22 protein-coding genes are annotated in these 25908 nt (G+C 56.3%); 12 read left to right on the top strand and 10 right to left on the bottom strand.

The window, feature by feature from the left end:
• The first annotated feature begins 2 nt into the window (after positions 1–2).
• The 4 genes from M8318_RS10020 (at position 3) to ghrB (ending at position 4054) form a co-directional block, all read left to right on the top strand.
• A complete protein-coding gene (locus M8318_RS10020; protein ID WP_106995504.1) occupies positions 3–752 on the top strand; it encodes a sugar phosphate isomerase/epimerase family protein in 750 nt (249 codons plus the stop codon).
• Positions 753–756: 4 nt separating this feature from the next.
• Positions 757–1695, top strand: coding sequence for a sugar kinase (locus tag M8318_RS10015; protein ID WP_225759831.1), 939 nt, complete (start codon positions 757–759; stop codon positions 1693–1695).
• Positions 1696–1771: 76 nt separating this feature from the next.
• A complete protein-coding gene (locus M8318_RS10010; protein ID WP_166181211.1) occupies positions 1772–3052 on the top strand; it encodes an MFS transporter in 1281 nt (426 codons plus the stop codon).
• 27 nt (positions 3053–3079) lie between these two features.
• Positions 3080–4054: a glyoxylate/hydroxypyruvate reductase GhrB gene (gene ghrB, locus M8318_RS10005; RefSeq protein ID WP_262662339.1), complete on the top strand. Its 975-nt coding sequence runs from the start codon at positions 3080–3082 to the stop codon at positions 4052–4054.
• Between the two features lie 56 nt (positions 4055–4110).
• Here ghrB and cspE read toward each other — a convergent pair whose 3' ends face one another.
• Positions 4111–4323, bottom strand: coding sequence for a transcription antiterminator/RNA stability regulator CspE (gene cspE, locus M8318_RS10000; RefSeq protein ID WP_032615822.1), 213 nt, complete (start codon positions 4321–4323; stop codon positions 4111–4113).
• 268 nt (positions 4324–4591) lie between these two features.
• Positions 4592–5302, bottom strand: a complete 711-nt coding sequence (locus M8318_RS09995; RefSeq protein ID WP_106995500.1) for a DUF3053 domain-containing protein — start codon at positions 5300–5302, stop codon at positions 4592–4594.
• 331 nt (positions 5303–5633) lie between these two features.
• Here M8318_RS09995 and M8318_RS09990 point away from each other — a divergent pair, with 331 nt between their 5' ends.
• On the top strand, positions 5634–5924 hold the full coding sequence (locus M8318_RS09990) for an HTH-type transcriptional regulator (RefSeq protein WP_106995499.1): 291 nt from the start codon (positions 5634–5636) through the stop codon (positions 5922–5924).
• 41 nt (positions 5925–5965) lie between these two features.
• Here the strand turns inward: M8318_RS09990 and M8318_RS09985 are convergent, their stop codons facing one another.
• From M8318_RS09985 to M8318_RS09970, 4 genes are all read right to left on the bottom strand, one after another.
• Positions 5966–7483, bottom strand: a complete 1518-nt coding sequence (locus M8318_RS09985; protein ID WP_262662338.1) for an ATP-binding cassette domain-containing protein — start codon at positions 7481–7483, stop codon at positions 5966–5968.
• Positions 7484–7737: 254 nt separating this feature from the next.
• Positions 7738–9807 (bottom strand): glycine--tRNA ligase subunit beta, encoded by a 2070-nt coding sequence (glyS, locus tag M8318_RS09980; protein WP_262662337.1) that lies wholly within the window; start codon positions 9805–9807, stop codon positions 7738–7740.
• A gap of 9 nt (positions 9808–9816) precedes the next feature.
• Positions 9817–10728, bottom strand: coding sequence for a glycine--tRNA ligase subunit alpha (glyQ, locus tag M8318_RS09975; RefSeq protein WP_003860141.1), 912 nt, complete (start codon positions 10726–10728; stop codon positions 9817–9819).
• 159 nt (positions 10729–10887) lie between these two features.
• Positions 10888–11175 (bottom strand): YsaB family lipoprotein, encoded by a 288-nt coding sequence (locus tag M8318_RS09970; protein WP_408612233.1) that lies wholly within the window; start codon positions 11173–11175, stop codon positions 10888–10890.
• 198 nt (positions 11176–11373) lie between these two features.
• Here M8318_RS09970 and M8318_RS09965 point away from each other — a divergent pair, with 198 nt between their 5' ends.
• A complete protein-coding gene (locus M8318_RS09965) occupies positions 11374–12369 on the top strand; it encodes an acyltransferase (RefSeq protein ID WP_262662335.1) in 996 nt (331 codons plus the stop codon).
• 79 nt (positions 12370–12448) lie between these two features.
• Here M8318_RS09965 and yiaA read toward each other — a convergent pair whose 3' ends face one another.
• The 3 genes from yiaA to xylA all read right to left on the bottom strand — a co-directional run bounded on the left by yiaA (position 12449) and on the right by xylA (position 15910).
• Entirely contained in the window at positions 12449–12871 is a 423-nt protein-coding gene (yiaA, locus tag M8318_RS09960) for an inner membrane protein YiaA (protein ID WP_262662333.1), read from the bottom strand.
• Between the two features lie 202 nt (positions 12872–13073).
• A complete protein-coding gene (gene xylB, locus M8318_RS09955; RefSeq protein ID WP_262662331.1) occupies positions 13074–14528 on the bottom strand; it encodes a xylulokinase in 1455 nt (484 codons plus the stop codon).
• A gap of 59 nt (positions 14529–14587) precedes the next feature.
• A complete protein-coding gene (gene xylA, locus M8318_RS09950; RefSeq protein ID WP_262662330.1) occupies positions 14588–15910 on the bottom strand; it encodes a xylose isomerase in 1323 nt (440 codons plus the stop codon).
• A 371-nt stretch (positions 15911–16281) separates the two neighbouring features.
• Between xylA and xylF the strand changes: the two genes are divergently transcribed.
• The 4 genes from xylF (at position 16282) to xylR (ending at position 21267) form a co-directional block, all read left to right on the top strand.
• Positions 16282–17274 carry a D-xylose ABC transporter substrate-binding protein gene (xylF, locus tag M8318_RS09945; RefSeq protein ID WP_262662329.1) on the top strand — a complete coding sequence of 331 codons (993 nt, stop codon included), beginning with the start codon at positions 16282–16284 and terminating at the stop codon, positions 17272–17274.
• A gap of 71 nt (positions 17275–17345) precedes the next feature.
• Positions 17346–18887: a xylose ABC transporter ATP-binding protein gene (locus M8318_RS09940; protein ID WP_262662328.1), complete on the top strand. Its 1542-nt coding sequence runs from the start codon at positions 17346–17348 to the stop codon at positions 18885–18887.
• The gene (xylH, locus tag M8318_RS09935) at positions 18865–20046 is read left to right on the top strand and encodes a xylose ABC transporter permease XylH (protein ID WP_262662327.1); all 1182 of its coding nucleotides are present in this window, start codon (positions 18865–18867) and stop codon (positions 20044–20046) included. The genes M8318_RS09940 and xylH overlap by 23 nt, the downstream gene beginning before the upstream one ends.
• A 42-nt stretch (positions 20047–20088) precedes the next feature.
• Positions 20089–21267, top strand: coding sequence for a D-xylose utilization transcriptional activator XylR (gene xylR, locus M8318_RS09930; RefSeq protein ID WP_262662326.1), 1179 nt, complete (start codon positions 20089–20091; stop codon positions 21265–21267).
• Positions 21268–21304: 37 nt separating this feature from the next.
• Here xylR and M8318_RS09925 read toward each other — a convergent pair whose 3' ends face one another.
• A complete protein-coding gene (locus M8318_RS09925; protein ID WP_106995488.1) occupies positions 21305–22129 on the bottom strand; it encodes a protein bax in 825 nt (274 codons plus the stop codon).
• A gap of 313 nt (positions 22130–22442) precedes the next feature.
• Between M8318_RS09925 and M8318_RS09920 the strand changes: the two genes are divergently transcribed.
• Together M8318_RS09920 and avtA are read left to right on the top strand one after the other, a co-directional pair.
• Positions 22443–24473, top strand: coding sequence for an alpha-amylase (locus tag M8318_RS09920; RefSeq protein WP_262662324.1), 2031 nt, complete (start codon positions 22443–22445; stop codon positions 24471–24473).
• Positions 24474–24649: 176 nt separating this feature from the next.
• Positions 24650–25906, top strand: coding sequence for a valine--pyruvate transaminase (avtA, locus tag M8318_RS09915; RefSeq protein WP_262662322.1), 1257 nt, complete (start codon positions 24650–24652; stop codon positions 25904–25906).
• Positions 25907–25908: the final 2 nt, after the last annotated feature.

Raw genomic sequence — 25908 nt, 5'->3', positions numbered from 1 at the left:
CAATGGGCAGAAAAATTATTGTTGTCACCGCCGCGTATGGCGCTGACAAGGTACGTGAAGCAGGTGGCCAGCGCGCCATGCTGCACGTGATCGCCGGTGCGGGTGCCGACGGGGTCGAGATCCGCCGGGAGTTATTCAGCGACGCCGAACTGGCGTCCTTACCCACACTGGCCGGGTCCATTGAACTGCTCGGCCTGCTGGCCTGCTACTCCGCCCCCGATGCCCTCTTTACCCCGGACGGCAATCTCAATCCCATGCTGCCCCGCTACCTTGCCGAAGCCGCGACGCTTAACGCCCTGTGGCTGAAAGTCTCCCTCGGCCATTTCAGCGATAAGCAGCAGCTCGATGCGCTGCGCGCCCTGCTCGATGAAACCGGCATGACGCTGGTGGTGGAAAACGACCAGACGCGCTGTGGGCAGCTGGCGCCGATGCAGCGTTTCAAGGCAGCCTGCCGGGTGATGAACCTCCCGGTCACCCTGACCTTTGATATGGGCAACTGGCTGTGGGTGGGTGAATCCCCGGAGGAGGCCGCAAAGCATCTGGCACCTGCGGTGAGCTATATCCACGTCAAAGCCGCCGTTCCCCATCAGCAACAGTATCGCGCCGTGCCGCCGGACAACGACAGCGCCCGCTGGCAGGCGCTGCTGGATCAGCTCCCTGCCGACGCTCCACGCGGAATCGAGTTTCCGCTGGAAGGGCCTGACCTGACGGCGGTCACCCGTCACTACGTTAATTTGCTGCGCGAGGAGTAACGACATGCCACACGCTCTGGATGTCATCACCATTGGCGAAGCCATGGCCATGTTTGTCGCCACGAAGACCGGCGAACTCAGTGCCGTCGACCACTTTATCAAGCGCGTTGCTGGGGCAGAACTGAATGTCGCCACTGGCCTGGCACGCCTGGGCCTGAAGGTGGGCTGGGTAAGCCGCGTCGGCAATGATAGCTTCGGTCAGTTTGTGCTCGACACCCTGAAAAATGAGGGGATCGAGACCGCAGGCGTGACCCTGGATGGCCGTTATCCGACAGGCTTTCAGCTCAAATCGAAAGTCACTGATGGAACCGATCCCATTGTGGAATACTTCCGTAAAGGCTCGGCAGCAAGTCACCTGTCGGTAGAGGATTTCAATCCAATCTGGTTTACCGCAGCACGGCATCTGCACCTGAGCGGCGTGGCGGCGGCGTTGTCCGCCAGCTCATACGCCCTGCTCGATCATGCCGCAGGCGCAATGAAAGCCGCAGGTAAGACAATCTCCTTCGATCCGAACCTGCGCCCGGTGCTGTGGAAAAGCGAAGCGGAGATGGTGGAGAAGCTCAACCACCTCGCCTTCCAGGCCGACTGGGTATTACCCGGTGTGAAAGAGGGCCAGATCCTGACCGGAGAAAAAACGCCGGAAGGGATCGCTGATTTTTACCTGAACCGCGGCGTGAAGGCGGTGATCCTGAAGACCGGGGCCGACGGCGCCTGGTTTAAAACCGCCGACGGTGAGCAAGGTGCCGTTGCGGCGGTCAGGGTTGAAAACGTCGTCGATACCGTTGGGGCGGGAGACGGTTTTGCCGTCGGCGTGGTCAGCGCCTTGCTCGAGGGGAAAACCCTGCAGCAGGCCATCACCCGCGGCAATATCATCGGCTCGCTGGCGATCCAGGTTCAGGGCGACAGCGAAGGATTACCGACCCGGCAACAGTTAGGGGAATAACTCCCCGCTACATAATTAAGCCACCCTGTACCCTACAGACAGCGGCGGTTACCCCCTCAACCACAGAGGCAAGCCTATGAACAGTGCAACAAACGCAGTAAAACGCTGGTGGTACATCATGCCTGTCGTGTTCATCACGTACAGCCTGGCGTATCTCGATCGCGCGAACTTCAGCTTCGCGTCCGCCGCTGGCATCACCGAAGATCTGGGGATCACCAAAGGCGTCTCCTCGCTGCTGGGTGCCCTGTTCTTCCTCGGTTATTTCTTTTTCCAGATCCCCGGCGCGATCTACGCTGAACGCCGCAGCGTACGTAAACTGATCTTCATCTGCCTGATCCTGTGGGGCGCCTGTGCCTCCCTGACCGGGATGGTGAATAACATCCCGGCGCTGGCGGCCATTCGCTTTATCCTCGGCGTGGTGGAAGCGGCGGTAATGCCCGCGATGCTGATCTACATCAGCAACTGGTTTACCAAATCTGAACGCTCGCGCGCCAATACCTTCCTTATTCTCGGTAACCCGGTCACGGTGCTGTGGATGTCGGTGGTCTCCGGGTACCTGATCCAGTCCTTCGGCTGGCGCGAGATGTTCATTATTGAGGGCGTTCCGGCGGTGATCTGGGCCTTCTGCTGGTGGGTGCTGGTGAAAGACAAACCGGCGCAGGCCAAATGGCTGTCGGAAGATGAAAAAGCGGCCCTGCAGGCGCAGCTGGATAAAGAGCAGCAGGGGCTGAAAGCGGTGCGTAACTACGGCGAAGCCTTCCGGTCACGCAACGTGGTGCTGCTGTGCATGCAGTACTTCACCTGGAGCATCGGGGTTTACGGTTTTGTCCTGTGGCTGCCGTCCATCATCCGTAGCGCGGGGGATAACCTCGGCATGGTCGAGGTGGGCTGGCTGTCATCCGTGCCGTATCTGGCGGCCACCATCGCGATGATCGTGGTCTCCTGGGCGTCGGATAAACTGCAAAACCGTAAGCTGTTCGTCTGGCCGCTGCTGTTAATTGCTGCCTGCGCCTTTATCGGCTCGTGGGCGGTTGGCGCCAACCACTTCTGGGTTTCCTATACCCTGCTGGTGATCGCCGGTGCGGCAATGTATGCCCCGTATGGTCCGTTCTTTGCCATCATCCCGGAAATGCTGCCGCGTAACGTGGCGGGTGGCGCGATGGCGCTGATCAACAGCATGGGTGCGTTGGGCTCATTCTTTGGTTCGTGGTTCGTGGGATATCTGAATGGCGCAACCGGCAGCCCGTCAGCTTCGTACATCTTTATGGGGGTGGCGCTTTTTGCCTCGGTGTGGCTTACTTTAATTGTTAAGCCTGCTAATAATCAGAACCTTCCCGTCGGCGCACGCCACGCCTGAACCCTTTTAACATCAACGGAGATTAGCATGAAGCCGTCCGTCATTTTGTATAAAGCCCTGCCTGATGCGTTACAGCAGCGCCTTGAAGATCATTTCACCGTTACCCGGGTCAACAACCTGAGCCCGGAGACGGTGCAGCAACACGCTGACGCCTTCGCCGGTGCCGTCGGGCTGCTCGGCTCCAGCGAAAAAGTGGACGCCGCGCTGCTGGAGAAAATGCCTGCGCTTCGTGCAACCTCGACCATTTCAGTGGGCTATGACAATTTCGACGTTGATGCGCTGAATGCCCGTAACGTCCTGCTGATGCACACCCCAACCGTACTGACCGAAACCGTGGCCGATACGGTGATGGCGCTGGTACTCAGCAGCGCGCGCCGGGTGGTGGAAGTGGCCGAGCGCGTCAAAGCCGGTGAATGGACCAAAAGCATTGGCCCGGACTGGTTCGGCACCGACGTGCACGGCAAAACGCTGGGTATCGTTGGGATGGGCCGCATCGGCCTGGCGCTGGCGCAGCGCGCCCACTTTGGCTTCAACATGCCGATCCTGTATAACGCGCGCCGCCAGCATAAGGAAGCTGAGGAGCGTTTCAACGCCCGCTACTGCGATCTCGATACCCTGTTGCAGGAGGCAGACTTCGTCTGCCTGATCCTGCCCCTGACCGATGAGACGCATCATCTGATGGGCAAAGCGCAGTTTGAGAAGATGAAGAAGTCCGCCATCTTTATTAATGCAGGTCGTGGACCGGTGGTGGATGAGCAGGCACTGATTGCGGCGCTGAAAAACGGTGAGATCCACGCGGCGGGGCTGGACGTGTTTGAGCAGGAGCCGCTGCCTGCCAGCTCAGAACTGCTGAAGCTGCCTAACGTGGTGGCGCTGCCGCACATTGGCTCTGCGACGCACGAGACGCGCTATAACATGGCGGCCTGTGCGGTGGACAACCTGATCGACGCCCTGCAGGGCAAGGTCGATAAAAACTGCGTGAATCCGCAGGCTAAGGCCTGAACGAAAAAAAACCCGCCAGAGGCGGGTTTTTAAATTCTTTTAGCTGAGTTGGAAGCTTACAGGCTTACAACGTTACCAGCTGCTGGGCCTTTAGCGCCGCTTTCGATGGTGAAGGAAACTTTCTGACCTTCGTCCAGAGATTTGTAGCCATCGTTCTGGATAGCAGAGAAGTGTACGAACACGTCTTTTGAGCCATCGTCAGGAGTGATGAAGCCGAAACCTTTATCAGCGTTGAACCATTTTACCAGACCAGTCATTTTACCAGACATAGAAATTACCTTTTAAAAATTTGTTTTGCCTTCCGGCGCGATGATGGAATGTGTTACAGATTTTTAAGCGATGAAGGAAGGGTCACTACGAAGGGTATCTAAGGATAACGCATCTGGACTGCTTAACTAAACTGCTTTAGGTCTGTGTAACAAACCGACGAGGACTATTAAACATAGTTACGACATCAAAGACAAGCTTTATTTTCTACCTTAATAAAAAACCCGCTTTCCAGCGGGGTTTTTATACGGCCAACGTACGCGTCTGACGCTACTCCGTTGCGGCCATCGCCGCGCCCCAGGCCTGACTAAACGCCTGATGCTGCGCTGCCAGCGGCCCAATCAGCGTATTATACTGGCTGGCCTGCTGTGAGGTCGGGAACTGAATACCGTTGGAGACAAAGCTCACCTGGGTCCCCTGCTGCGAAATATAATCCGCCACCTGTACCAGCTGCTGAGTAAAGATCTGCGCGGCCGGAATGAGCGGCTGCAGCGCATCGGCAGGTTTGGTCACCACTTTTTCATACGCTTTGTCGAACACAGGTTTCAGGTCATCGCCCTGTTTCAGCGCAGAGCGTGCGCCATCAGCCTGCATTTTAGCATTCTGCAGCTGCTGGCCCAGCACACCCAGCGCACCGTTTGCCTGGCTTAGCGGCTCACGCTGGGTCACATAGTCCTGTGGGACGCGAATCGCATTCACGCTGTCCACTACCGGACGTAGACCGGCGTCCATCGCCTGATTCACCTGCTGTGAATAACCATACAAAATGGCATAGTCGGAAACGAAGGGACCAAACTGTTTTTTCTGATCCGCAGTCAGCGTTGGCAAACGCTCGCCACTGCGCATCGCAGTATTTTGCAGGAAATCGATAAACGCTTTGCGCTGATCGCCTTCCTTATCGAAACACCCACTCAGGCTCACTACCATTAACAACGCCGCAAGCGGCGCAAACCAGCGAGAGCAGAGCTTTCCTGTCGCCATTGTTATTACTCCTTTCACCCAAAAAAGCGCACACCGGCACACGCGTGCCCAACGCTGCCAAGAATAGTCCAGGTCAGGCCTGCAAGATACTCTTTTCATGTAAAACGGCTATTGCCATATAAATTCTTACGATTTACAAAAATATACCTGATGCTAAGGCGCTACTGATTAATCAAGTCATTAGCATAGTTACTCACCCCGAAAACAAGCGAGCGAAACGTATCTCCAACAATTAATCACGCACGTTACGATCTCCTGTCAGTTTTACCGACTATTCTTAAATTGCTCTCTATGTTCACGATCCCGCAGTGTGATTTAAGAGGAGTTTTCAATGGAATTAAAAGATCCTATGTTCGATCTGCTAAGCAGTCTGGAACAGATTGTTTTTAAAGATGTACCGCAGACGGTGACCCGTTCGCAAAAGTCTAACCCCTTTACGGAATTTGAGCGCTTACGCAAAGGGACAGGGATGAAAAACGATGATTTCGCGCGAGCTATGGGTGTCAGCGTGGCAATGGTTCAGGAGTGGGAATCGAAAAGAGTGAAGCCCTCCATGACCGAGCTGAAGCTGATGAGCCTGATTCAGGCTAACCCGGCCCTCCGTAAGCAGTTGACTGAATAACATTGTTTTAGCCCCCGCATTTGCGGGGGTTTGTGTTTTTGTTACCGCCGTTCACCGCGCCACTCCCCGTCCCGCCATACCAGGTCATGCGTCAGGTTAAGCCCCTCCAGAAAATGCTCGTCATGCGACACCACCAGCAGTGCGCCGGGAAAACCGGCCAGCGCCGCTTTTAACCGCTCGCCGCCGCTCAGCTCTGCCAGCGGGAGCGTAACCTTATCGGCACCCAGTTGCAGCTGCGCCAGGCGACTGCGCAGCACCCCCTCCTCCAGCGGCGTGTTATGCAGATTGAGATGGCTGATAACGGACTGCGTCAGATCCAGCCGCGACAGATGCTGGTCGAGATACGCCACGTTGACCGACACGCGACAGGCACCGTCGACGGGCGCGCACTCACCGAGGATCGTTTTCAGCAGGGTGGATTTCCCGCTGCCGTTCGGCCCGCGCAAGGCCACCCGCATCGGCCCGTCCATACGCCAGTTGAGCGGCGACATCGTGACATAGGGCAGCACCAGCTCGTCCAGGACCAGCACCTGTTTACCCTCCGCAAGCTGGCTGCCCGGAAGAGTAAACATCACCGGACACTCCTCTTCGCCCCGTTCCCGCGCCTGATTGACCGCCGTATTCAACGCATCCTGTTGCTCATGGTGCTGTTTGCGCCACGAGCCCGGACGCTCCTTTGCCGCGCCTTTGTATTTAACCCGCTCAAACGAGGCGATGTTGAGCGAATCCACCGTGCGCAAGGTTTTAGCCGAGCGGCGCAGGCTGTCGTCATGCTCTTTCTGCATACGGACGCGGGTGCGTTTGCGCTCGGTTGCCGCGTGCTCCAGCGCTGCGCGGGCAGCCTGCTGCTCGGCATCCCGCTGACGCTGATAGTCGGCGTAATTTCCACCGTAACTGTGTAAACCGGAAGGGCTGAGTTCGAGAATGCGCGGCACCTGCGCCAGCAACTCACGATCGTGGGACGCCACCAGCACACCGCCGGAATACCGCGCCAGCCGGGCGTAAAACCACGCCCTTCCCTGTTGGTCGAGGTGGTTGGTGGGTTCATCCAGTAGCAGAAAGTCCGCATTGGTCGTAAACGCGCCGCACAGCAGGGCACGAACCCGCTCGCCGCCGCTCAGCTCAGCTGCCAGCCTGTCTGGCGCAAACTCCGGAAGATGAGCTTCCCTGAACGCCTCACTCAGCCGCTCGCCGATATCCCAGAAACCGTCGAGGCGCTCCAGATCGTCAGGCTGGTACTCGCCGGTGTCGATCCGCTTGCGGGCAGCAAAGATGGCTTCATAGCCAAGCAGTTGGGCCAGCGTAGTTTGCGGAGAAATATCGTGCTGTTGCGCAACGTAAGCGTGCGTGCCGAAACGTTCGATATGGCCGCTGGCGGGCTCGTCCAGCCCGGCCAGCAGGCGCAGGAGCCGGGTCTTGCCGCTGCCGTTGCGGCCAACGAGGGCGCACAGTGACGGCTCGAGAGAGAAATTCAGCGGACCAAAAAGGGTATCGCCCGTCGCAAACTGACAGGTCACCTGATGCAAAATAAAAGAAGGGGATTGCGCAAAATGAGCCATAAGCACTCCTGAATGAAATCAAAACATCCCCTGCCGACGCGGTGGCGTTTAGCAAGGATCGAAATTCATCAGTCGTGGTTGTTCATTTTTGGGGCGCGCTCCTGGGGGAGAAAGTTAACGGGGGTAAGGATAAGGGTAATTTGTTGACCGTTTCAAGGTTAAATTTTCAACGGCACGGCATAAAAAAACCCGCCGAGCGGGTTTTTAGCACCTGTAGGCCCGTGCAAGCGTAGCGCCGCCGGGCAAAAGTACAATTACTGCAACAGCGAAATGTCCGCCACGCGCAGGAACAGCTCGCGCAGTTTTTCGAGCATAGAGAGACGGTTGATACGCAGATCTTTATCTTCTACGTTTACCATCACTTTCTCGAAGAAGGCATCGATCACGTCGCGCAGTTCGGCCAGTTCCACCAGCGCTTCCTGATAGCGACCTTCCGCGAAGACCGGCTCCAGCCTGTCGCGCAGCACCACAACCTGCATCGCCAGGGCGATCTCTTCCGGCTCTTTCAGCGTCGCGGCGTTCACACGCTCGTTCAGCTTCTCATCGGACTTCGCCAGGATGTTGGAGACACGCTTGTTGGCCGCAGCCAGCGCAGATGCCGCTTCCAGGGTACGGAAGTGGGACACAGCCTTCATACGGGCATCGAAATCTGCCGGACGGGTTGGACGACGCGCCAGCACCGCCTGAATGGTGTCGACGGTGTAGCCTTCGTCCTGATACCAGGCGCGGAAACGGCCCAGCATAAAGTCGATAACCTCATCCACCACGTTGGTGTTGGTCAGCTTGTCACCGTACAGACGCACCGCTTCTTCAGTCAGGGTCTGCAGATCCAGGTTCAGGTTCTTCTCAACGATGATGCGCAGCACGCCCAGCGCAGCACGACGCAGCGCAAACGGATCTTTGTCACCTTTCGGATGCTGACCGATACCGAAGATACCCGCCAGGGTGTCCATCTTATCGGCAATCGCCACGGCACAGGCTACCGGGTTAGACGGCAGCTCGTCACCGGCAAAGCGCGGCTGATACTGCTCGTTCAGGGCCACGGCCACATCTTCCGCTTCGCCATCGTGGCGGGCGTAGTGCATACCCATCACGCCCTGGGTGTCGGTAAATTCGAACACCATGTTGGTCATCAGGTCGCACTTGGAGAGCAGGCCTGCGCGAGTCGCGTGATTTACATCAGCACCGATTTCACGAGCGATCCAGCCGGACAGCTCCGCGATACGGTCGGTCTTATCGCGCAGCGTACCCAGCTGTTGCTGGAACAGCACGGTTTGCAGGCGCGGAAGGTGATCTTCCAGACGCTTTTTACGGTCGGTATTGAAGAAGAACTCGGCATCCGCCAGACGCGGACGCACCACCTTCTCGTTACCGGAGATGATCTGGATCGGATCTTTCGATTCGATGTTGGCCACAAAGATGAAGTTCGGCAGCAGCTTGCCGTCGTTGGCATAGACCGGGAAGTACTTCTGGTCGCCCTTCATGGTGTGAACCAGCGCTTCTGCCGGCACCGCGAGGAATTTCTCTTCGAACTTCGCGGTCAGGACCACTGGCCACTCCACCAGCGAGGTCACTTCTTCCAGCAGGCTGTCGCTCAGATCGGCGTTACCACCAATCTTACGTGCCGCTTCTTCCGCGTCCGCTTTGATCCGGGCTTTACGCAGCTCGTAGTCAGCAATGACTTTACCGCGCTCCAGCAGAATTGCAGGGTACTGATCGGCATTGTCGATGGTGAACTCAGGCTCGCCCATAAAGCGGTGGCCGCGGATCACGCGATCGGATGCCACACCCAGAATGGTGGCAGGGATGACGGTGTCGCCCAGCAGCAGGGTCACGGTGTGAACCGGACGCACAAAGTGCACGTCGCTTGCGCCCCAGCGCATCAGTTTTGGAATAGGCAGTTTGGCCAGCGAGGTGGCGATCATGTTCGGCAGCAGCGCTTCTGCGCTTTCGCCTTTCACATGGGCGCGATAGAGCAGCCATTCGCCTTTGTCGGTGGTCAGACGCTCGGCCTGGTCAACGGTGATACCGCAGCCACGCGCCCAGCCTTCTGCCGCTTTGCTCGGTTTGCCTTCAGCGTCGAACGCCTGGGCAATGGCCGGGCCGCGCTTTTCTACTTCGCGATCTTGCTGAGCCGCCGCAAGGCTCGCCACTTTCAGCGCCAGACGACGCGGGGCAGCAAACCATTCAATTTTACCGTGTGCGAGGCCAGCGTTATCCAGCTCGGCCGTCACGTTAGCAGCAAAGGACTCCGCCAGGCTGCGCAATGCTTTTGGTGGCAGCTCTTCGGTGCCGATTTCCACCAGGAAAGTTTTCTCAGACATGGCCGCCTCTTATTTGTTTCGGTTGCACATCGGGAAGCCAAGGGCTTCACGGGACGCATAGTAAGCTTCTGCAACGGCTTTGGTCAGGGTACGAATACGCAGAATGTAGCGCTGACGTTCAGTTACGGAGATCGCTTTACGGGCGTCGAGCAGGTTGAAGCTGTGGGCGGCCTTCAGAATACGCTCGTAGGCTGGCAGCGGCAGCGGAGTCTCCAGCGCCAGCAGCTGCTGGGCTTCTTTCTCATACTGCTCGAAGCAGGTGAACAGGAAGTCCACGTCCGCGTATTCGAAGTTATAGGTGGATTGCTCCACTTCGTTCTGATGGAACACGTCGCCGTAGGTGGTTTTACCCAGCGGGCCGTCGCTCCAGACCAGGTCGTAAACGCTGTCTACGCCCTGAATGTACATGGCCAGACGTTCCAGACCGTAGGTGATTTCACCGGTGATCGGTTTACATTCCAGACCGCCAACCTGCTGGAAGTAGGTGAACTGCGTCACTTCCATGCCGTTCAGCCACACTTCCCAGCCCAGGCCCCAGGCACCCAGCGTTGGGTTTTCCCAGTTATCTTCCACGAAACGGATGTCGTGGATGGTCGGATCCATACCCAGCTCTTTCAGCGACCCGAGGTACAGCTCCTGAATATTGTCCGGGGACGGCTTAATGACCACCTGGAACTGATAGTAGTGCTGTAAGCGGTTCGGGTTTTCACCGTAGCGACCATCGGTCGGACGACGGGATGGCTGCACATAGGCGGTCGCCATCGGCTCCGGCCCCAGCGCGCGCAGGCTGGTCATCGGGTGTGAAGTGCCGGCGCCGACTTCCATGTCCAAAGGTTGAACAATGGTGCAGCCCTGGCGAGCCCAGTAATCCTGTAAGGTCAGGATCAGGCCCTGGAAGGTCTTAGTATCGAACTTTTGCATAGTATTTCGTGCTGGATACGTGTGGTTTTGAATGGAAGGGATCAGTATACCCGTCGGATGGAAGATATACAGTACGAAACGGGGTTGTTTAGGGAAAATTGAGAAATAAGCAGTGCTGATAACATCCTCCAGGCGCAGCCAGCTCACTGTGCAGCGGCCTTAGCGCATCGAAAGATGTAAAAAATGGCCCTCTGCGTCAAAAGAACAGATGAAACTCTCGTTGCGGGCAGTGAAACCCTGCAATTCATAGCTACCCTGGAACTGTTCGAATGCAGTGACGTCGATTTTTTGCGCACCGGTATTGTAGCGCTCGGCCGCCCGATTCTTACACAGCTGTTCCATGTCCAGCGAACGCACCGGGCTGACTTTCTTCGTTTGCGCATTTTGCGCCGGGGACGTCTCCTGAGCCGCGCAGCCGGCCAGTAACGTGGGAAGCAGGATCCACATCGCGCGTATCATCATTTTTATTACCGCCCTTTGCTGTGGCTGTTATTTTTAAACTCTAAACTTTATAGATTATCGCCCGGCATTCTGCGAACCTCACCGGCCCGGCACAAGCAGGGCGATGTAAACTCAGAATTTTCCAGCGAGAGTCTTTAGCAATACCACAGTCAGACTCTTTTTAACGCATAAACAGAGGGATGGATGCAGGAAAAAATTAACTGGATTGATAATCTGCGGGGAATTGCCTGTTTGATGGTGGTGATGATCCATACCACGACCTGGTATATCACCAATGCCGCAAGCGTCAGCCTCGTTACCTGGGATATCGCCAACGTTCTCAACTCTGCCTCGCGCGTGAGCGTGCCGCTGTTTTTCATGATCTCCGGCTATCTCTTTTTTGGCGAGCGTAGCGCGCAGCCGCGCCACTTTTTACGCATCGGTCTGTGTCTGCTGTTTTACAGCACCGTGGCGTTTCTTTATATCGTGCTGTTCACCTCGATTAACAGCGAGCTGTCCCTGAAATACCTGCTGCAAAAGCCGGTGTTCTATCACCTGTGGTTTTTCTTCGCCATTATCGTCATTTACCTGCTCTCTCCGCTGCTGCAGGTGAAAAGCGCGAACGGCAAAATGCTGCTGGCGCTGATGATCGTGATCGGTATCGTGGCCAACCCCAACACGGTTTCGCAGAAAATTGACGGCTTTGAATGGCTGCCGATCAACCTGTATATCAACGGCGACACCTTCTATTACGTGCTGTACGGCATGCTCGGTCGTGCCCTTGGGATGATGGATACCCGCAAACGCTGGTTGAATGGTATTTGCGCTGCGCTGTTTATTGCTGCGGTCGCGATTATTTCCCGTGGGACGCTGCATGAGCTGCAGTGGCGCGGCACCTTCGCCGATACCTGGTATCTCTACTGCGGCCCGATGGTCTTTATCTGCGCGATGTCATTATTTACCCTGGTGAAAAACACGCTGAATGCACGCCCCCTGCCGCTGCTGGGGTTAATTTCGCGTAACTCGCTGGGGATATATGGTTTTCACGCGCTGGTGATCCACGCTCTGCGCACGCGTGGGGTGGAGTTAAAGAGCTGGCCGCTGCTGGATATCGTCTGGATCTTTACGGCCACGCTGGTGGTCAGTTTGCTGCTATCGATGCTGCTGCAGCGGATTGATACGCGCAGGTTTGTCAGTTAAGCGCGGCTTGCTTGCCCGGCGACGCTTCGCTTGCACGGGCCTACAAGGCTGTGCAAACGAAACGCCACCCGGCGCAGTTTCAGACGATCTCTTTCTGTTCTGCGATCGTGTCAGAAGAAGTCTGCACCGCACTGTCTCGCACATTTTTCTGCACCGCCACCGCACCAAACAAACTCAAGAAGAAGGCTAGACCGTAAAAGCCCTTCTCGCTCAGTAACAGGCTGGCATTCCATAAGCCCACCACTAACAGCGCAACGGCGATAATAAATGCTGTCAGGCACGTCATATAGTAGAGCGACGTCGTCGGGATCCCTTCATATCTGTCACGAACGGTCTTCTGATAAGAGGCAGCGGAAAACAAGCCAAGGATGATGACCGCAAAGTAATACCCTTTCTCATTAAGCTGCATATCCGCGTTCCATAAACCGAACAGATAACTGACGATCCCTCCAAGAAGAGCAAGCCAGGATACGGCGTTAAAAGCAGGGGAGCTATTTTTCACGTCTCTTTCCATTTTTACGTAAACCTCACCAATAAAATTGAACGAGGCATTATGGATGAAGAGTGGCAATCCACTTCAGGGAAGGACGTGGAGAGGTATAAATTCAGAAAAAAACCATACAAATAAATAATTATTAAGAATCATATATTTGACATGGATATTTTGTAGGCCGGGTAAGGCGAAGCCGCCACCCGGCAACGATTCACGACATCAACGGCAGAAGCTGCTGATAGATCTTGCGGAACACTTCGCGTTGCCCGGCATAGCGGGCATGATGCGCGGTATCAGGGATGTGCTGCTGTTCCAGCGCCAGCTGTGGTAGCAGTGCCGACAAAGGTTTATCCGGATTCATCGCGATCTGCGCCAGCCGCGCCGCGCCGAGCGCAGGTCCGACGTCACCACCGGTACGGTAATCCAACTGCTGACCGCTGATATCCGCCAGCATCTGACGCCAGTACGGGCTGCGTGCCCCACCGCCGATCAGCGTAATGCTGGTCGGTTTAAGCCCACACTCATGTACCACATCCATGCCATCGGCCAGGGCATAGCCCACCCCTTCCAGCACCGCGCGCGCCAGTTCAGCCGGGCCGTGCTGATGGGTTAAGCCAAAAAACACCCCTTTCGCCTGCGGATTGTTATGCGGCGTGCGCTCCCCGGAGAGATACGGCAGGAACCAGATCGTGCCTGCGTTTTCATCGGCCTGCTGTGCGGCATCGAGCAGGGCCGGAACGCTGTCTAATCCGGTCAGTTTTGCCGCCCAGTCGAGGCAGGATGCCGCGCTGAGCATCACCGACATTAGATGCCATTTGCCGGGTAACGCATGGCAGAAGCTGTGCACCGCGCTGTCAGGATTGCTGCGATAGCCGTCGCTCACGGCAAAGTAGACGCCGGAGGTGCCCAGCGACAGCATCGCCTGTCCGGCATCGGCCATCCCTACGCCGACCGCACCCGCGGCGTTATCCCCGCCTCCCGCCACGACCGGAACGGCTGGCATATTCCACTGTTGTGCGACCGACGGCAGCAGGGTGCCGGTCTGCTCACAGCCTTCAAACAGGGCGGGCATATGGTCGCGGGTAAGATGGCAGGCGTCGAGCATCGTCTCGCTCCAGTCGCGTTTAGCAACGTCGAGCCACATGGTGCCTGCCGCATCCGACATATCACTGGCGTACTCGCCGGTCATACGCAGACGCAGATAATCTTTTGGCAGCAATACCTTCGCCACCTGGCTAAAAATTTCGGGTTCATGACGCTGAACCCACAGCAGTTTTGGTGCGGTAAAGCCCGGCATCATCAGGTTGCCGGTGATCTCCCGCGATGTCGGCACGCGTTCTTCCAGCAGGGCGCACTCTTCACCGCAGCGGCCGTCGTTCCATAAAATGGCCGGGCGCAACACGCGGTTGTCCTTGTCCAGCAGCGTGGCGCCGTGCATCTGTCCGGCAATCCCGAGGGCTTTAACGTCCCGCAGCGAGTGCTGCTCGCCAAGCGCCTTCAGAGCGCGATCCGTTGCCAGCCACCATGCTTCGGGATCCTGTTCAGACCAGAGCGGGTGTGGCCGTGAAACGTGCAGTTTTTCTGTTTGCGTTGCCAGCACGTCGCCCTGTTCATTCAACAGAATGGCTTTCACACCCGATGTGCCAAGATCGATCCCGATATACATATCGTGGGTTCCTTAAAAAATGTAGGCCGGGCAAGCGTAGCGCCGCCCGGCGATCCTCATTACTTGTCGAAGAGGTAATGATTCACCAGGTTTTCCAGCAGCTCCTGATGACCACTCTGGTGCTGCGGCGCCAGGTTATGCTGTTCAGCGTACTTCGCCAGCTCGGTCAGGGATAACTGACCTTTCAAAATTTGCTGACCCAGCTCACTGTTCCAGCCGCCATAGCGTTTCGCCACGCGCTTATCCAGCTCACCGTCTTCAATCATGCGGGCAGCCACTTTCAGCGACAGCGCCATGGTGTCCATTGCCCCAATATGACCATAGAAGAGATCGTATTTATCGGTACTCTGACGGCGCACTTTGGCGTCAAAGTTCAGGCCGCCGGTGGTAAACCCACCCGCTTTGATGATTTCGTACATCACCAGCGCGTTCTCTTCCACGCTGACCGGGAACTGATCGGTGTCCCAGCCCAGCTGCGGGTCACCGCGGTTGGCATCCACGGAGCCGAAAATGCCCAACGCGATAGCGGAAGCAATCTCGTGGTGGAACGAGTGGCCAGCCAAAGTGGCGTGGTTGGCTTCGATATTGACTTTGATCTCTTTTTCCAGCCCGAACTGCTTGAGGAAGCCGTACACCGTCGCCACGTCGTAATCGTACTGGTGCTTGGTCGGCTCCTGCGGTTTTGGTTCAATCAGCAGCGTACCCTGGAAGCCGATTTTGTGTTTATGCTCCACCACCATCTGCATGAAGCGGCCAATCTGTTCGCGCTCCTGGCGTAAATCGGTGTTGAGCAGCGTTTCGTAGCCTTCACGTCCGCCCCACAGAACGTAGTTTTCACCGCCCAGCTGATGGGTCGCGTTCATCGCCGTCACCACCTGGGTGGCCGCCCAGCTGAATACTTCCGGATCCGGGTTAGTGGCAGCCCCTGCGCCATAGCGCGGGTGGGTAAAGCAGTTGGCGGTGCCCCACAGCAGCTTCACGCCGCTCTGCTGCTGTTTTTCGGCCAGCACGTCGACCATCTGCGCGAAGTTATTCAGGTACTCTTTCAGCGAAGCGCCTTCCGGGGAGACGTCCACATCGTGGAAGCAGTAGTACGGCACGTTCAGCTTGTGGAAGAACTCAAAAGCAACGTCCGCTTTGCGTTTCGCCAGCGCCAGCGCTTCGCCCGGCTGCTGCCATGGGCGATCGAACGAGCCCACGCCAAACATATCGGCCCCATTCCAGCAGAAGGTGTGCCAGTAGCAGGCGGCAAAACGCAGGTGATCTTCCATGCGCTTACCCAACACCAGCTCGTCCGGGTTGTAATGACGAAACGCTAAAGGATTAGAGGATTTCGGGCCTTCATAACGAACGCGATCGAGTTGATCGAAATAAGCTTGCATATTGAACTCCATAATCAGGGGTGCGGCGAAAAGAAGATACTGGAGTAATACTGAATAGTGATCGCGGGTTGCTCAATTACGTTATTTCACACTGCTATTGAGAGAATGCACAAACGTGCGCTGGCTCGCAAAATCAATTTGCAGCCGAACGAATTTCACAGCGTAAATTCCAGATTCATGTGTAATTAATAAGTTATGTAATTTAAAATCAGATCGCGGTCATAAATTCGGAAATAAACCAAATATCATAACGAGAAGATAAAAATCTGTAATTGCCAGTCTGCCGTTCCCCGTTAAGAATTTGCTACGTCTCTTGCAATGATTGTTTCTTTTATCTCAGCAACCTCACCCTACAAAAGGCAAAAAAAATTATGAAGATAAAGAACCTGTGCCTCACTCTCTGTGCATCGCTGCTGCTGGCGAGTACGGCGAGTCATGCAAAAGAAGTCAAAATCGGCATGGCGATTGATGACCTCCGTCTGGAGCGCTGGCAAAAAGATCGCGATATTTTTGTCAATAAGGCAGAAGCATTAGGTGCAAAAGTTTTTGTCCAGTCTGCCAATGGCAATGAAGAAACCCAAATGTCGCAAATCGAAAATATGATCAACCGCGGCGTCGATGTGCTGGTTATTATTCCGTATAACGGTCAGGTTTTAAGTAATGTGGTAAAAGAGGCCAAACGCGAAGGGATTAAAGTGCTGGCCTATGACCGCATGATTAATAACGCCGACATCGATTATTATATTTCTTTCGATAATGAAAAAGTCGGTGAATTACAGGCGCAAAGCCTGGTGGCGAAAGTGCCGCAGGGCAATTATTTCCTGATGGGCGGCTCGCCGGTAGACAACAACGCTAAATTGTTCCGCGCCGGGCAGATGAAGGTGCTGAAGCCATATATCGACCAGGGCAAAATCAAAGTGGTGGGCGATCAGTGGGCGGATGGCTGGCTACCAGAAAACGCGCTGAAAATCATGGAAAACGCCTTAACCGCCAATAACAACAAAATTGACGCCGTGGTGGCCTCCAACGATGCTACCGCAGGCGGCGCGATCCAGGCACTCAGCGCTCAGGGGCTGGCAGGAAAAGTGGCGATCTCCGGGCAGGATGCGGACCTTGCCGGGGTGAAACGTATCGTAGCCGGTACCCAGACCATGACGGTCTATAAACCGATCACCGAACTGGCCACCACCGCCGCAGAAATTGCCGTTGAGCTGGGCAATGACCAGCAGCCTAAAGCGGATGCCAGCTTAAACAATGGCCTGAAAGATGTGCCGTCCCGACTGCTGACCCCTATCGAAGTCAATAAAGAGAACATTGACGCCACCGTTGTGAAAGACGGTTTCCATAAAAAGAGCGAACTGTAATCCATCATCGCCCCTGCCTGGCAGGGGCGCATCGACTTGTACTGTTTTCCTTCGGGTCATGTGGGGCAGTTATGTCTTATCTTCTTGAAATGAAAAGTATCACTAAGGCGTTTGGCGCGGTGAAGGCCGTGGACAACGTCAGCCTGCGCTTAAATCCCGGCGAGATCGTTTCGCTGTGCGGTGAAAATGGCTCGGGCAAATCGACGCTGATGAAGGTGCTGTGCGGCATTTATCCTCATGGCAGCTATGACGGTGAAATCGTCTTTGCCGGCGAAGCCCTGCAGGCCACGCACATCCGCGACACCGAGCGCAAAGGGATCGCCATCATTCACCAGGAGCTGGCGCTGGTGAAGCACCTCACGGTGCTGGAGAACATCTTCCTCGGGGCCGAGATCAGCCGTCACGGGGTGCTGGATTACGACACCATGACCCTGCGCTGCGAAAAGCTGCTGGCGCAGGTCAGCCTTTCGATCTCTCCCGACACCCGGGTAGGCGATCTCGGTCTGGGGCAACAGCAGCTGGTGGAGATCGCTAAAGCGCTCAATAAACAGGTGCGGTTACTGATCCTCGATGAACCGACCGCCTCGCTGACGGAACAGGAAACCGCGGTATTGCTGGACATCATTCGTGACCTGCAACACCACGGGATTGCCTGCATTTATATCTCCCACAAGCTCAACGAAGTGAAAGCCATCTCGGACACGGTCTGCGTCATTCGCGACGGGCAACATATCGGCACCCGCGACGCGCAGGGAATGAGCGAGGACGACATCATTACCATGATGGTGGGCCGCGAGCTGACCGCCCTCTATCCGAATGAGCCGCATACCCTCGGGGAAGAGATCCTGCGCGTGGAACATCTCACCGCCTGGCATCCGGTCAATCGCCATATCAAACGGGTGAACGACGTCTCCTTCTCTCTGCATCGCGGGGAGATCCTTGGCGTAGCCGGGCTGGTCGGCGCCGGGCGTACCGAGGCCGTGCAGTGTCTGTTCGGCGTCTGGCCCGGGCGTTGGGAAGGCAGCGTATTTATCGACGGGCAGCCGGTCGACATCAAAAACTGTCAGCAGGCCATTGCCCACGGCATCGCGATGGTGCCGGAAGATCGGAAAAAAGATGGCATCGTGCCGGTGATGGCAGTGGGTAAAAACATCACTCTCGCCGCCTTAGATCAGTTCAGCGGCAAGCTGAGCAGCCTCGACGACGCCGCCGAGCAGCACTGTATTTTGCAGTCCCTGCAGCGCCTGAAGGTCAAAACGTCCTCCCCGGACCTCGCCATTGGTCGTCTCAGCGGCGGTAACCAGCAGAAGGCGATCCTTGCCCGCTGCCTGTTGCTCAACCCGCGAATTCTGATCCTCGATGAACCGACGCGCGGGATCGATATCGGTGCGAAATACGAAATCTACAAGCTGATCAACCAGCTGGTCCAGCAGGGTATCGCCGTGATTGTGATCTCGTCGGAACTGCCTGAAGTGCTGGGTCTGAGCGACCGGGTACTGGTGATGCACGAAGGAAAACTGAAAGCCAATCTGATTAACCAGAACCTGACGCAGGAACAGGTGATGGAAGCCGCATTAAGGAGCGAACGCCATGTCGAAAAGCAATCCATCTGAGTTAAAAGCCACGGCGCCCGCACCGGGTCTGTTTTCAGGGTTAAAAGCGCTTAATTTGCAGGTTTTTGTCATGATTGCCGCCATTGTGGCGATCATGCTGTTCTTCACCTGGACCACTGACGGCTCGTACCTCAGCGCCCGTAACGTCTCTAACCTGCTGCGTCAGACTGCCATTACCGGCATTCTGGCGGTGGGGATGGTGTTCGTCATTATCTCGGCGGAGATCGACCTCTCAGTGGGCTCGATGATGGGGCTCCTCGGCGGCATGGCAGCCATTTTCGATGTCTGGCTGGGCTGGCCGCTGCCGCTGACTATCGTGGTGACGCTGGTGCTGGGTTTACTCCTCGGGACCTGGAACGGCTGGTGGGTGGCCTACCGCAAAGTGCCGTCGTTTATCGTCACCCTGGCGGGGATGCTGGCCTTCCGCGGCATCCTGATCGGCGTGACCAACGGCACCACCGTCTCCCCCACCAGCGCCTCCATGTCGCAGATTGGGCAGAGCTATCTCTCCAGCGGCGTCGGTTTTAGCCTCGGCGCGATTGGCCTGATGGCATTTATTGCCTGGCAGTGGCGGAGCAGAATGCGTCGTCAGACCTTAGGATTAGCCACGGCACCGTCCACGTCGGTTGTCGGACGCCAGGCGCTGACGGCGGTGATTGTCCTCGGGGCGATCTGGCTGCTGAACGACTATCGCGGCGTGCCGACACCAGTCCTGCTGCTGGTTCTGCTGCTGCTGGCCGGGATGTTTATGGCCACCCGTACCGCCTTTGGCCGCCGCATTTATGCCATTGGCGGCAACCTCGAAGCCGCCCGTCTGTCCGGTATCAACGTTGAGCGCACCAAGCTTGCGGTCTTTGCCATTAATGGCCTGATGGTTGCCGTCGCCGGGCTAATCTTAAGCTCGCGCCTGGGGGCAGGCTCGCCGTCGGCGGGGAACATTGCCGAACTCGATGCTATCGCCGCCTGTGTGATTGGCGGCACCAGTCTGGCAGGAGGGATCGGCAGCGTGGCCGGGGCGGTAATGGGTGCCTTTATTATGGCGTCGCTGGATAACGGAATGAGTATGATGGACGTCCCGACATTCTGGCAGTATATCGTTAAGGGCGCGATTCTGTTGCTGGCGGTATGGATGGATTCCGCGACCAAACGGCGCGCCTGAGGATGCTTTATCGTCTGTCACTGATTCTGGAAAAATAACGCCATGTTTGAGAAGCGTCACCGCATTACGTTGTTATTCAATGCCAATAAAGCCTATGACCGTCAGGTTGTAGAGGGTGTGGGTGAATACTTGCAGGCGTCGCAGTCCGAGTGGGATATCTTCATCGAAGAAGATTTCCGTACGCGTACCGATAATATTAAAGAGTGGCTGGGCGACGGCGTCATCGCGGATTTTGACGATGCCGTTATCCAGCAGTTGCTGGTCGATGTCGACGTGCCCATCGTCGGCGTCGGCGGCTCCTACCACAAGCCGGAAAACTACCCCCCCGTTCACTATATCGCGACCGACAACCACGCCCTGGTAGAGAGCGCGTTTCTCCACCTGAAGGAGAAAGGGGTGCACCGCTTCGCCTTTTATGGCCTGCCCGTTTCCAGCGGCAAAGGCTGGGCGGCAGAGCGTGAATATGCCTTCTGTCAGTTGGTGGCAAAGGAGAAGTATCGCGGCGTTGTCTATCAGGGGCTGGAAACGGCCCCGGAGAACTGGCAGCACGCGCAGAACCGTCTCGCCGACTGGCTGCAAACCCTGCCGCCGCAGACCGGGATTATCGCCGTGACCGATGCCCGCGCCCGACACGTGCTCCAGGTGTGCGAACATCTGCATATTCCGGTGCCGGAAAAGCTGTGCGTGATTGGCATCGATAATGAAGAACTTACGCGTTATCTGTCACGGGTTGCGCTGTCGTCGGTGGCGCAGGGAACCCGGCAGATGGGCTACCAGGCAGCCAAACTGCTGCACCGTCTGCTGGATAACGAAAACCTGCCCCTGCAGCGCCTGCTGGTGCCGCCGGTGCGCGTGGTAGAAAGACGCTCAACCGATTACCGCTCGCTGAACGATCCGGCGGTGATTCAGGCGATGCACTACATTCGTAACCACGCCTGCAAAGGCATCAAAGTGGATCAGGTCCTGGATGCGGTAGGGATTTCGCGTTCAAATCTGGAGAAGCGGTTTAAGGAAGAGGTGGGCGAGACGATCCATGCGGTGATTCACGCCGAGAAGCTGGAGAAAGCCCGCAGCCTGCTGATTTCAACCTCGCTTTCCATTCACGAGATCTCACAGATGTGCGGTTATCCGTCGCTGCAGTATTTCTATTCGGTATTTAAAAAAGAGTATGACACCACGCCGAAAGAGTATCGCGATCGCTATAGTGAAGTGCTGGTTTAAATAAAAAAAGCCTTCCGCAGGGAAGGCTTTTTTACTATTACATATGGGCGGCGATTAAGCGCTGGTTATCCTGGTACATCGCAAACAGATAATTGTTATAGCGTTGGCCCTGGGTTGAGTAACCTTTCAGCTTATGGATCATGGTACTGGCCGTCACTTCCTGGTCCGCTTTACGCAACTGCGCGCGCGACTTACGGAAGGATTTATATGCCGGATGCGTATTCAGGTTCACAACATACGCGTTCACGGAATCTTTTACCGATTCGAACTGTGAGTAGCCTTTCACTTTACCCGGTGCATTGTTACAACGACCTTTCGCACATTTCATGCCGAAGAGGTTGTTATTACTGCGCGCAAGCTTCGAGGTACCCCAGCCACTTTCGGCTGCAGCCATCGTGGCGACCATGCTGCCTGGAATAATATCTACGCGCTCTAACAGTGAGTTCCACGGCACACGTCGCGTGTTTCCGTTCCAGCTCACCTTATAGCGTTTTGAAATTTCTTTCAGACGCGTGCGCTCAGATGGCGACCAACGGCTATCGTACTGCTTGGAAATAAGCCAGTTACGATCCGCCGTAATCGCGGCATTTTGACTTGTAATATAAGGCATTACCGTCCGGAGAAACGCTTTTTTCCTTGGTGTCCCGGAAGGGTATTTTCGCAAATCAGGAAGTGAACTACTCTTTGCACTATTGCGAGAATACTCTTGTTTACTGCTAACCTTATTACTTGTCGTCTTTATGACGTGGGCCTTTTTACTCGTTGTATCCGTGTGCGTCTTCGCAAGCACCTCACCAGAAATTGCCATGGTGAGTAACATGAGTATCGCGGCCCCATATCGTCGAATGGGAGTCGATATCATTAAGTCTCCTGGTCGGATAGAAACATTCCAACACCTTATTTTTTTCGTAAAATGAGAAGTGAATCTCAGATCCTAGCAAAAATAGACGAGAAGAGCATTCAAAGAAATAGTCTAAATCCGAAACCCTGTCATCCGGAAATCGTGCGCTTAAGCATCATTTTCATCAAAATGTGCTCAATATCGCAGTTAAACAGCCCAATAAGCGTGAGATCACTCACCCTCGCTGCTCCTCCCTGCGCGATAGCGCCAGGGGATGAGTTAGCCCTCTACAATAGATGGCAAACTGAACAAAATGCTGTGACAGGACACCGGTATGAAACGTTCCGCTCTCGCTCTTCTCCTCTTACCTGCTATGGCCAGCGCCGACTGGGCAGCCCCGGGTTTTCCGGCCTTCACTGCTGAAGGATCGGGGGTGTTCACGGCACAGGCAAAGCTGACGAAGGGTACCCGCCCGCTGACGGTGAGTCTTGACAAGACGTGCTGGCAGCCTACAAACGCGATAAAACTCAATGAGATGATGTCTCTCAAGCCGTGCGAAGGGGATCCGGTGCAGTGGCGTCTGTTCCGCGACGGCGATTATCAGGCCCGGATTGATACGCGCTCCGGTACGCCAACCCTGATGTTGACTGTCGCCAGCGAGAGCGAAAAGGCGGTGACCAGCGTGGTGCGCCAGTGCCCGAAATGGGATGGCAACCCCCTGACGCTCGACGTCAGCCGCACCTTCCCGGAAGGGAGCGTAGTGCGTGATTTTTACAGCAAACAGACCGCCACCGTGCAGCAGGGCAAAATTACCCTGCAACCCGCGCCGGGCAGCAACGGCCTGCTGTTACTTGAGCGCGCCGGGACGGACAAAACCGCCCCGTTCAGCTGGCAAAACGCCACCGTCTATTTTGTCCTGACCGATCGATTTGAGAACGGCGATCCTGGCAACGACAACAGCTACGGACGCCATAAAGATGGCATGCAGGAGATCGGTACCTTCCACGGCGGTGACCTGAAAGGGCTCACCAGCAAGCTGGACTATCTGCAACAGCTCGGCGTCAACGCCCTGTGGATCAGCTCGCCGCTGGAGCAGATCCACGGCTGGGTCGGCGGCGGTACCAAGGGTGACTTCCCCCATTACGCCTATCACGGCTACTACACCCAGGACTGGACCCGCCTCGATGCCAACATGGGTACGGAAGACGATTTACGCCAGCTGGTGGACGAAGCCCATCGTCGGGGGATCCGTATCCTGTTTGATGTGGTGATGAATCACACCGGTTACGCGACGCTGGCCGACATGCAGGCGTACCAGTTCGGCGCCCTCTATTTACAGGGTAATGAGCTGAAGAAAACCCTCGGAGAACGCTGGACCGACTGGAAGCCTGGTGCCGGGCAGAGCTGGCACAGCTTTAACGACTACATCAATTTCAGCGATAAAGCCGCATGGGAAAACTGGTGGGGCAAGAAGTGGGTGCGCACCGACATTGGCGATTACGACAACCCCGGTTTTGACGATCTGACCATGTCGCTGGCCTTCCTGCCGGATCTGAAAACCGAATCCACCACCCCGTCGGGCCTGCCGAACTTTTATCGCCATAAACCCGACACCGGGGCAAAAGCCGTCGATGGCTACACGCCCCGGGACTACCTCACTCACTGGCTGAGCCAGTGGGTGCGGGAATACGGCATTGACGGTTTTCGCGTTGATACCGCCAAACATGTGGAGCTGGCGGGCTGGAAGCAGCTGAAGGATCAGGCCAGCGATGCGTTAAAAGCCTGGAAAGCGGCCAACCCGGAGAAAAAACTCGACGATGCGCCTTTCTGGATGACCGGAGAATCCTGGGGTCACGGGGTGATGCAGAGCGATTACTACCGCCACGGCTTCGATGCGATGATCAATTTTGATTACCAGGAGCAGGCGGCGAAAGCGGTAGATTGCCTGGCAAACATCGACCTGACCTGGCAGCAGATGGCAGAGAAACTGCAAAGCTTTAACGTCCTGAGCTACCTCTCCTCCCATGATACCCGCCTGTTTCGCGAGGGTGACCAGCGTGCGGCAGAGTTGCTGTTACTGGCCCCGGGCAGCGTGCAGATATTTTATGGCGATGAGTCCGCGCGGCCATTCGGCCCGACGGGCTCCGATCCGCTGCAGGGGACGCGCTCGGACATGAACTGGCAGGATATCAGCGGCGCGCAGGCCGCCACCGTCGCCCACTGGCAGTTACTCGGGCAGTTCCGCGCCCGCCATCCGGCGGTGGGCGAAGGGACGCAAACCACGCTGACGATGCCTCAGGGCTACGGCTTTGTGCGTGAGCATCAGGGCGACAAGGTGATGGTGGTCTGGGCGGGTAATCGCTGATCGTTAGGTTCAGTATCCCTCTCCCGTCGGGAGGGGGATAATTCAGAACAATTCGCTGCCTGATGGCAAACTGATAACACAAAACAATCATTCCGTCTTTCCACGCTGATTTGCACCCGCGCGGTTGTAGCGTTATGGTGAGCCACTCTTAGAACAAGCCCGACAGAACACCTGCTATGACTTTTTCACTTTTCGGCGACAAATTCACCCGCCATTCAGGCATTACCCGCCTGATGGAGGATCTCAACGACGGGCTGCGCACACCGGGCGCCATCATGCTCGGCGGCGGTAACCCGGCACAAATTCCCGAGATGAACGCCTATTTTCAGACGCTCCTCGCGGACATGCTGGAAAATGGCAAAGCCACTGATGCACTGTGCAATTACGACGGCCCGCAGGGGAAAACCGAGCTGCTTGCCGCCCTCGCGGAGATGCTGCGTGATACCCTCGGCTGGGAGATCGAGCCACAGAATATTGCACTGACAAACGGCAGCCAGAGCGCGTTTTTCTACTTATTTAACCTCTTCGCAGGCCGACGCGCCGACGGCACCACCAAAAAGGTGCTCTTCCCGCTGACGCCGGAGTACATCGGTTATGCCGATTCCGGCCTTGAGGAAGACCTGTTTGTCTCCGCGCGCCCGAACATCGAGCTGCTGCCGGAAGGCCAGTTCAAGTATCACGTCGATTTTGAGCATCTGCACATTGGCGAAGAGACCGGGATGATCTGCGTTTCGCGGCCTACCAACCCGACCGGGAACGTGATCACTGACGAAGAGCTGATGAAGCTGGATGCGCTGGCGAACCAGCATGGCATTCCGCTGGTGATTGATAACGCCTACGGCGTGCCCTTCCCGGGCATTATCTTCAGCGAAGCACGCCCGCTGTGGAACCCGAACATTGTCCTGTGCATGAGCCTCTCCAAGCTCGGTCTGCCGGGCAGTCGCTGCGGGATCATCATCGCCGATGAGAAAATCATCACTGCCATCACCAATATGAACGGCATTATCAGCCTGTCTCCAGGCGGGATTGGCCCGGCGATGATGTGCGAGATGATTAAGCGCAACGATCTGCTGCGTCTGTCGAATGAGGTGATCAAGCCGTTCTATTATCAGCGCGTTCACGAGACGATTGCCACTATTCGCCGCTACTTACCGGAAAATCGCTGCCTGATCCATAAACCCGAAGGGGCGATTTTCCTCTGGCTGTGGTTTAAGGATCTGCCGATCACTACCGAATTGCTGTATCAGCGTCTGAAAAAGCGCGGGGTGTTGATGGTGCCGGGGGATTACTTCTTCCCGGGGCTGGATAAACCCTGGCCGCACACCCACCAGTGCATGCGCATGAACTACGTACCGGACCCGGAGAAAATCGAAGCCGGGGTGAAAATCCTGGCCGAAGAGGTCGAGCTTGCCTGGCGTGAAAACGGCCAGTAAGG

Origin of the sequence: Leclercia tamurae (assembly GCF_025566055.1) — a bacterium.
GTDB lineage: Bacteria > Pseudomonadota > Gammaproteobacteria > Enterobacterales > Enterobacteriaceae > Enterobacter > Enterobacter tamurae.
Note: the sequence above shows the minus strand (reverse complement) of the source record. Positions and strands in the feature narration are given on the sequence as shown.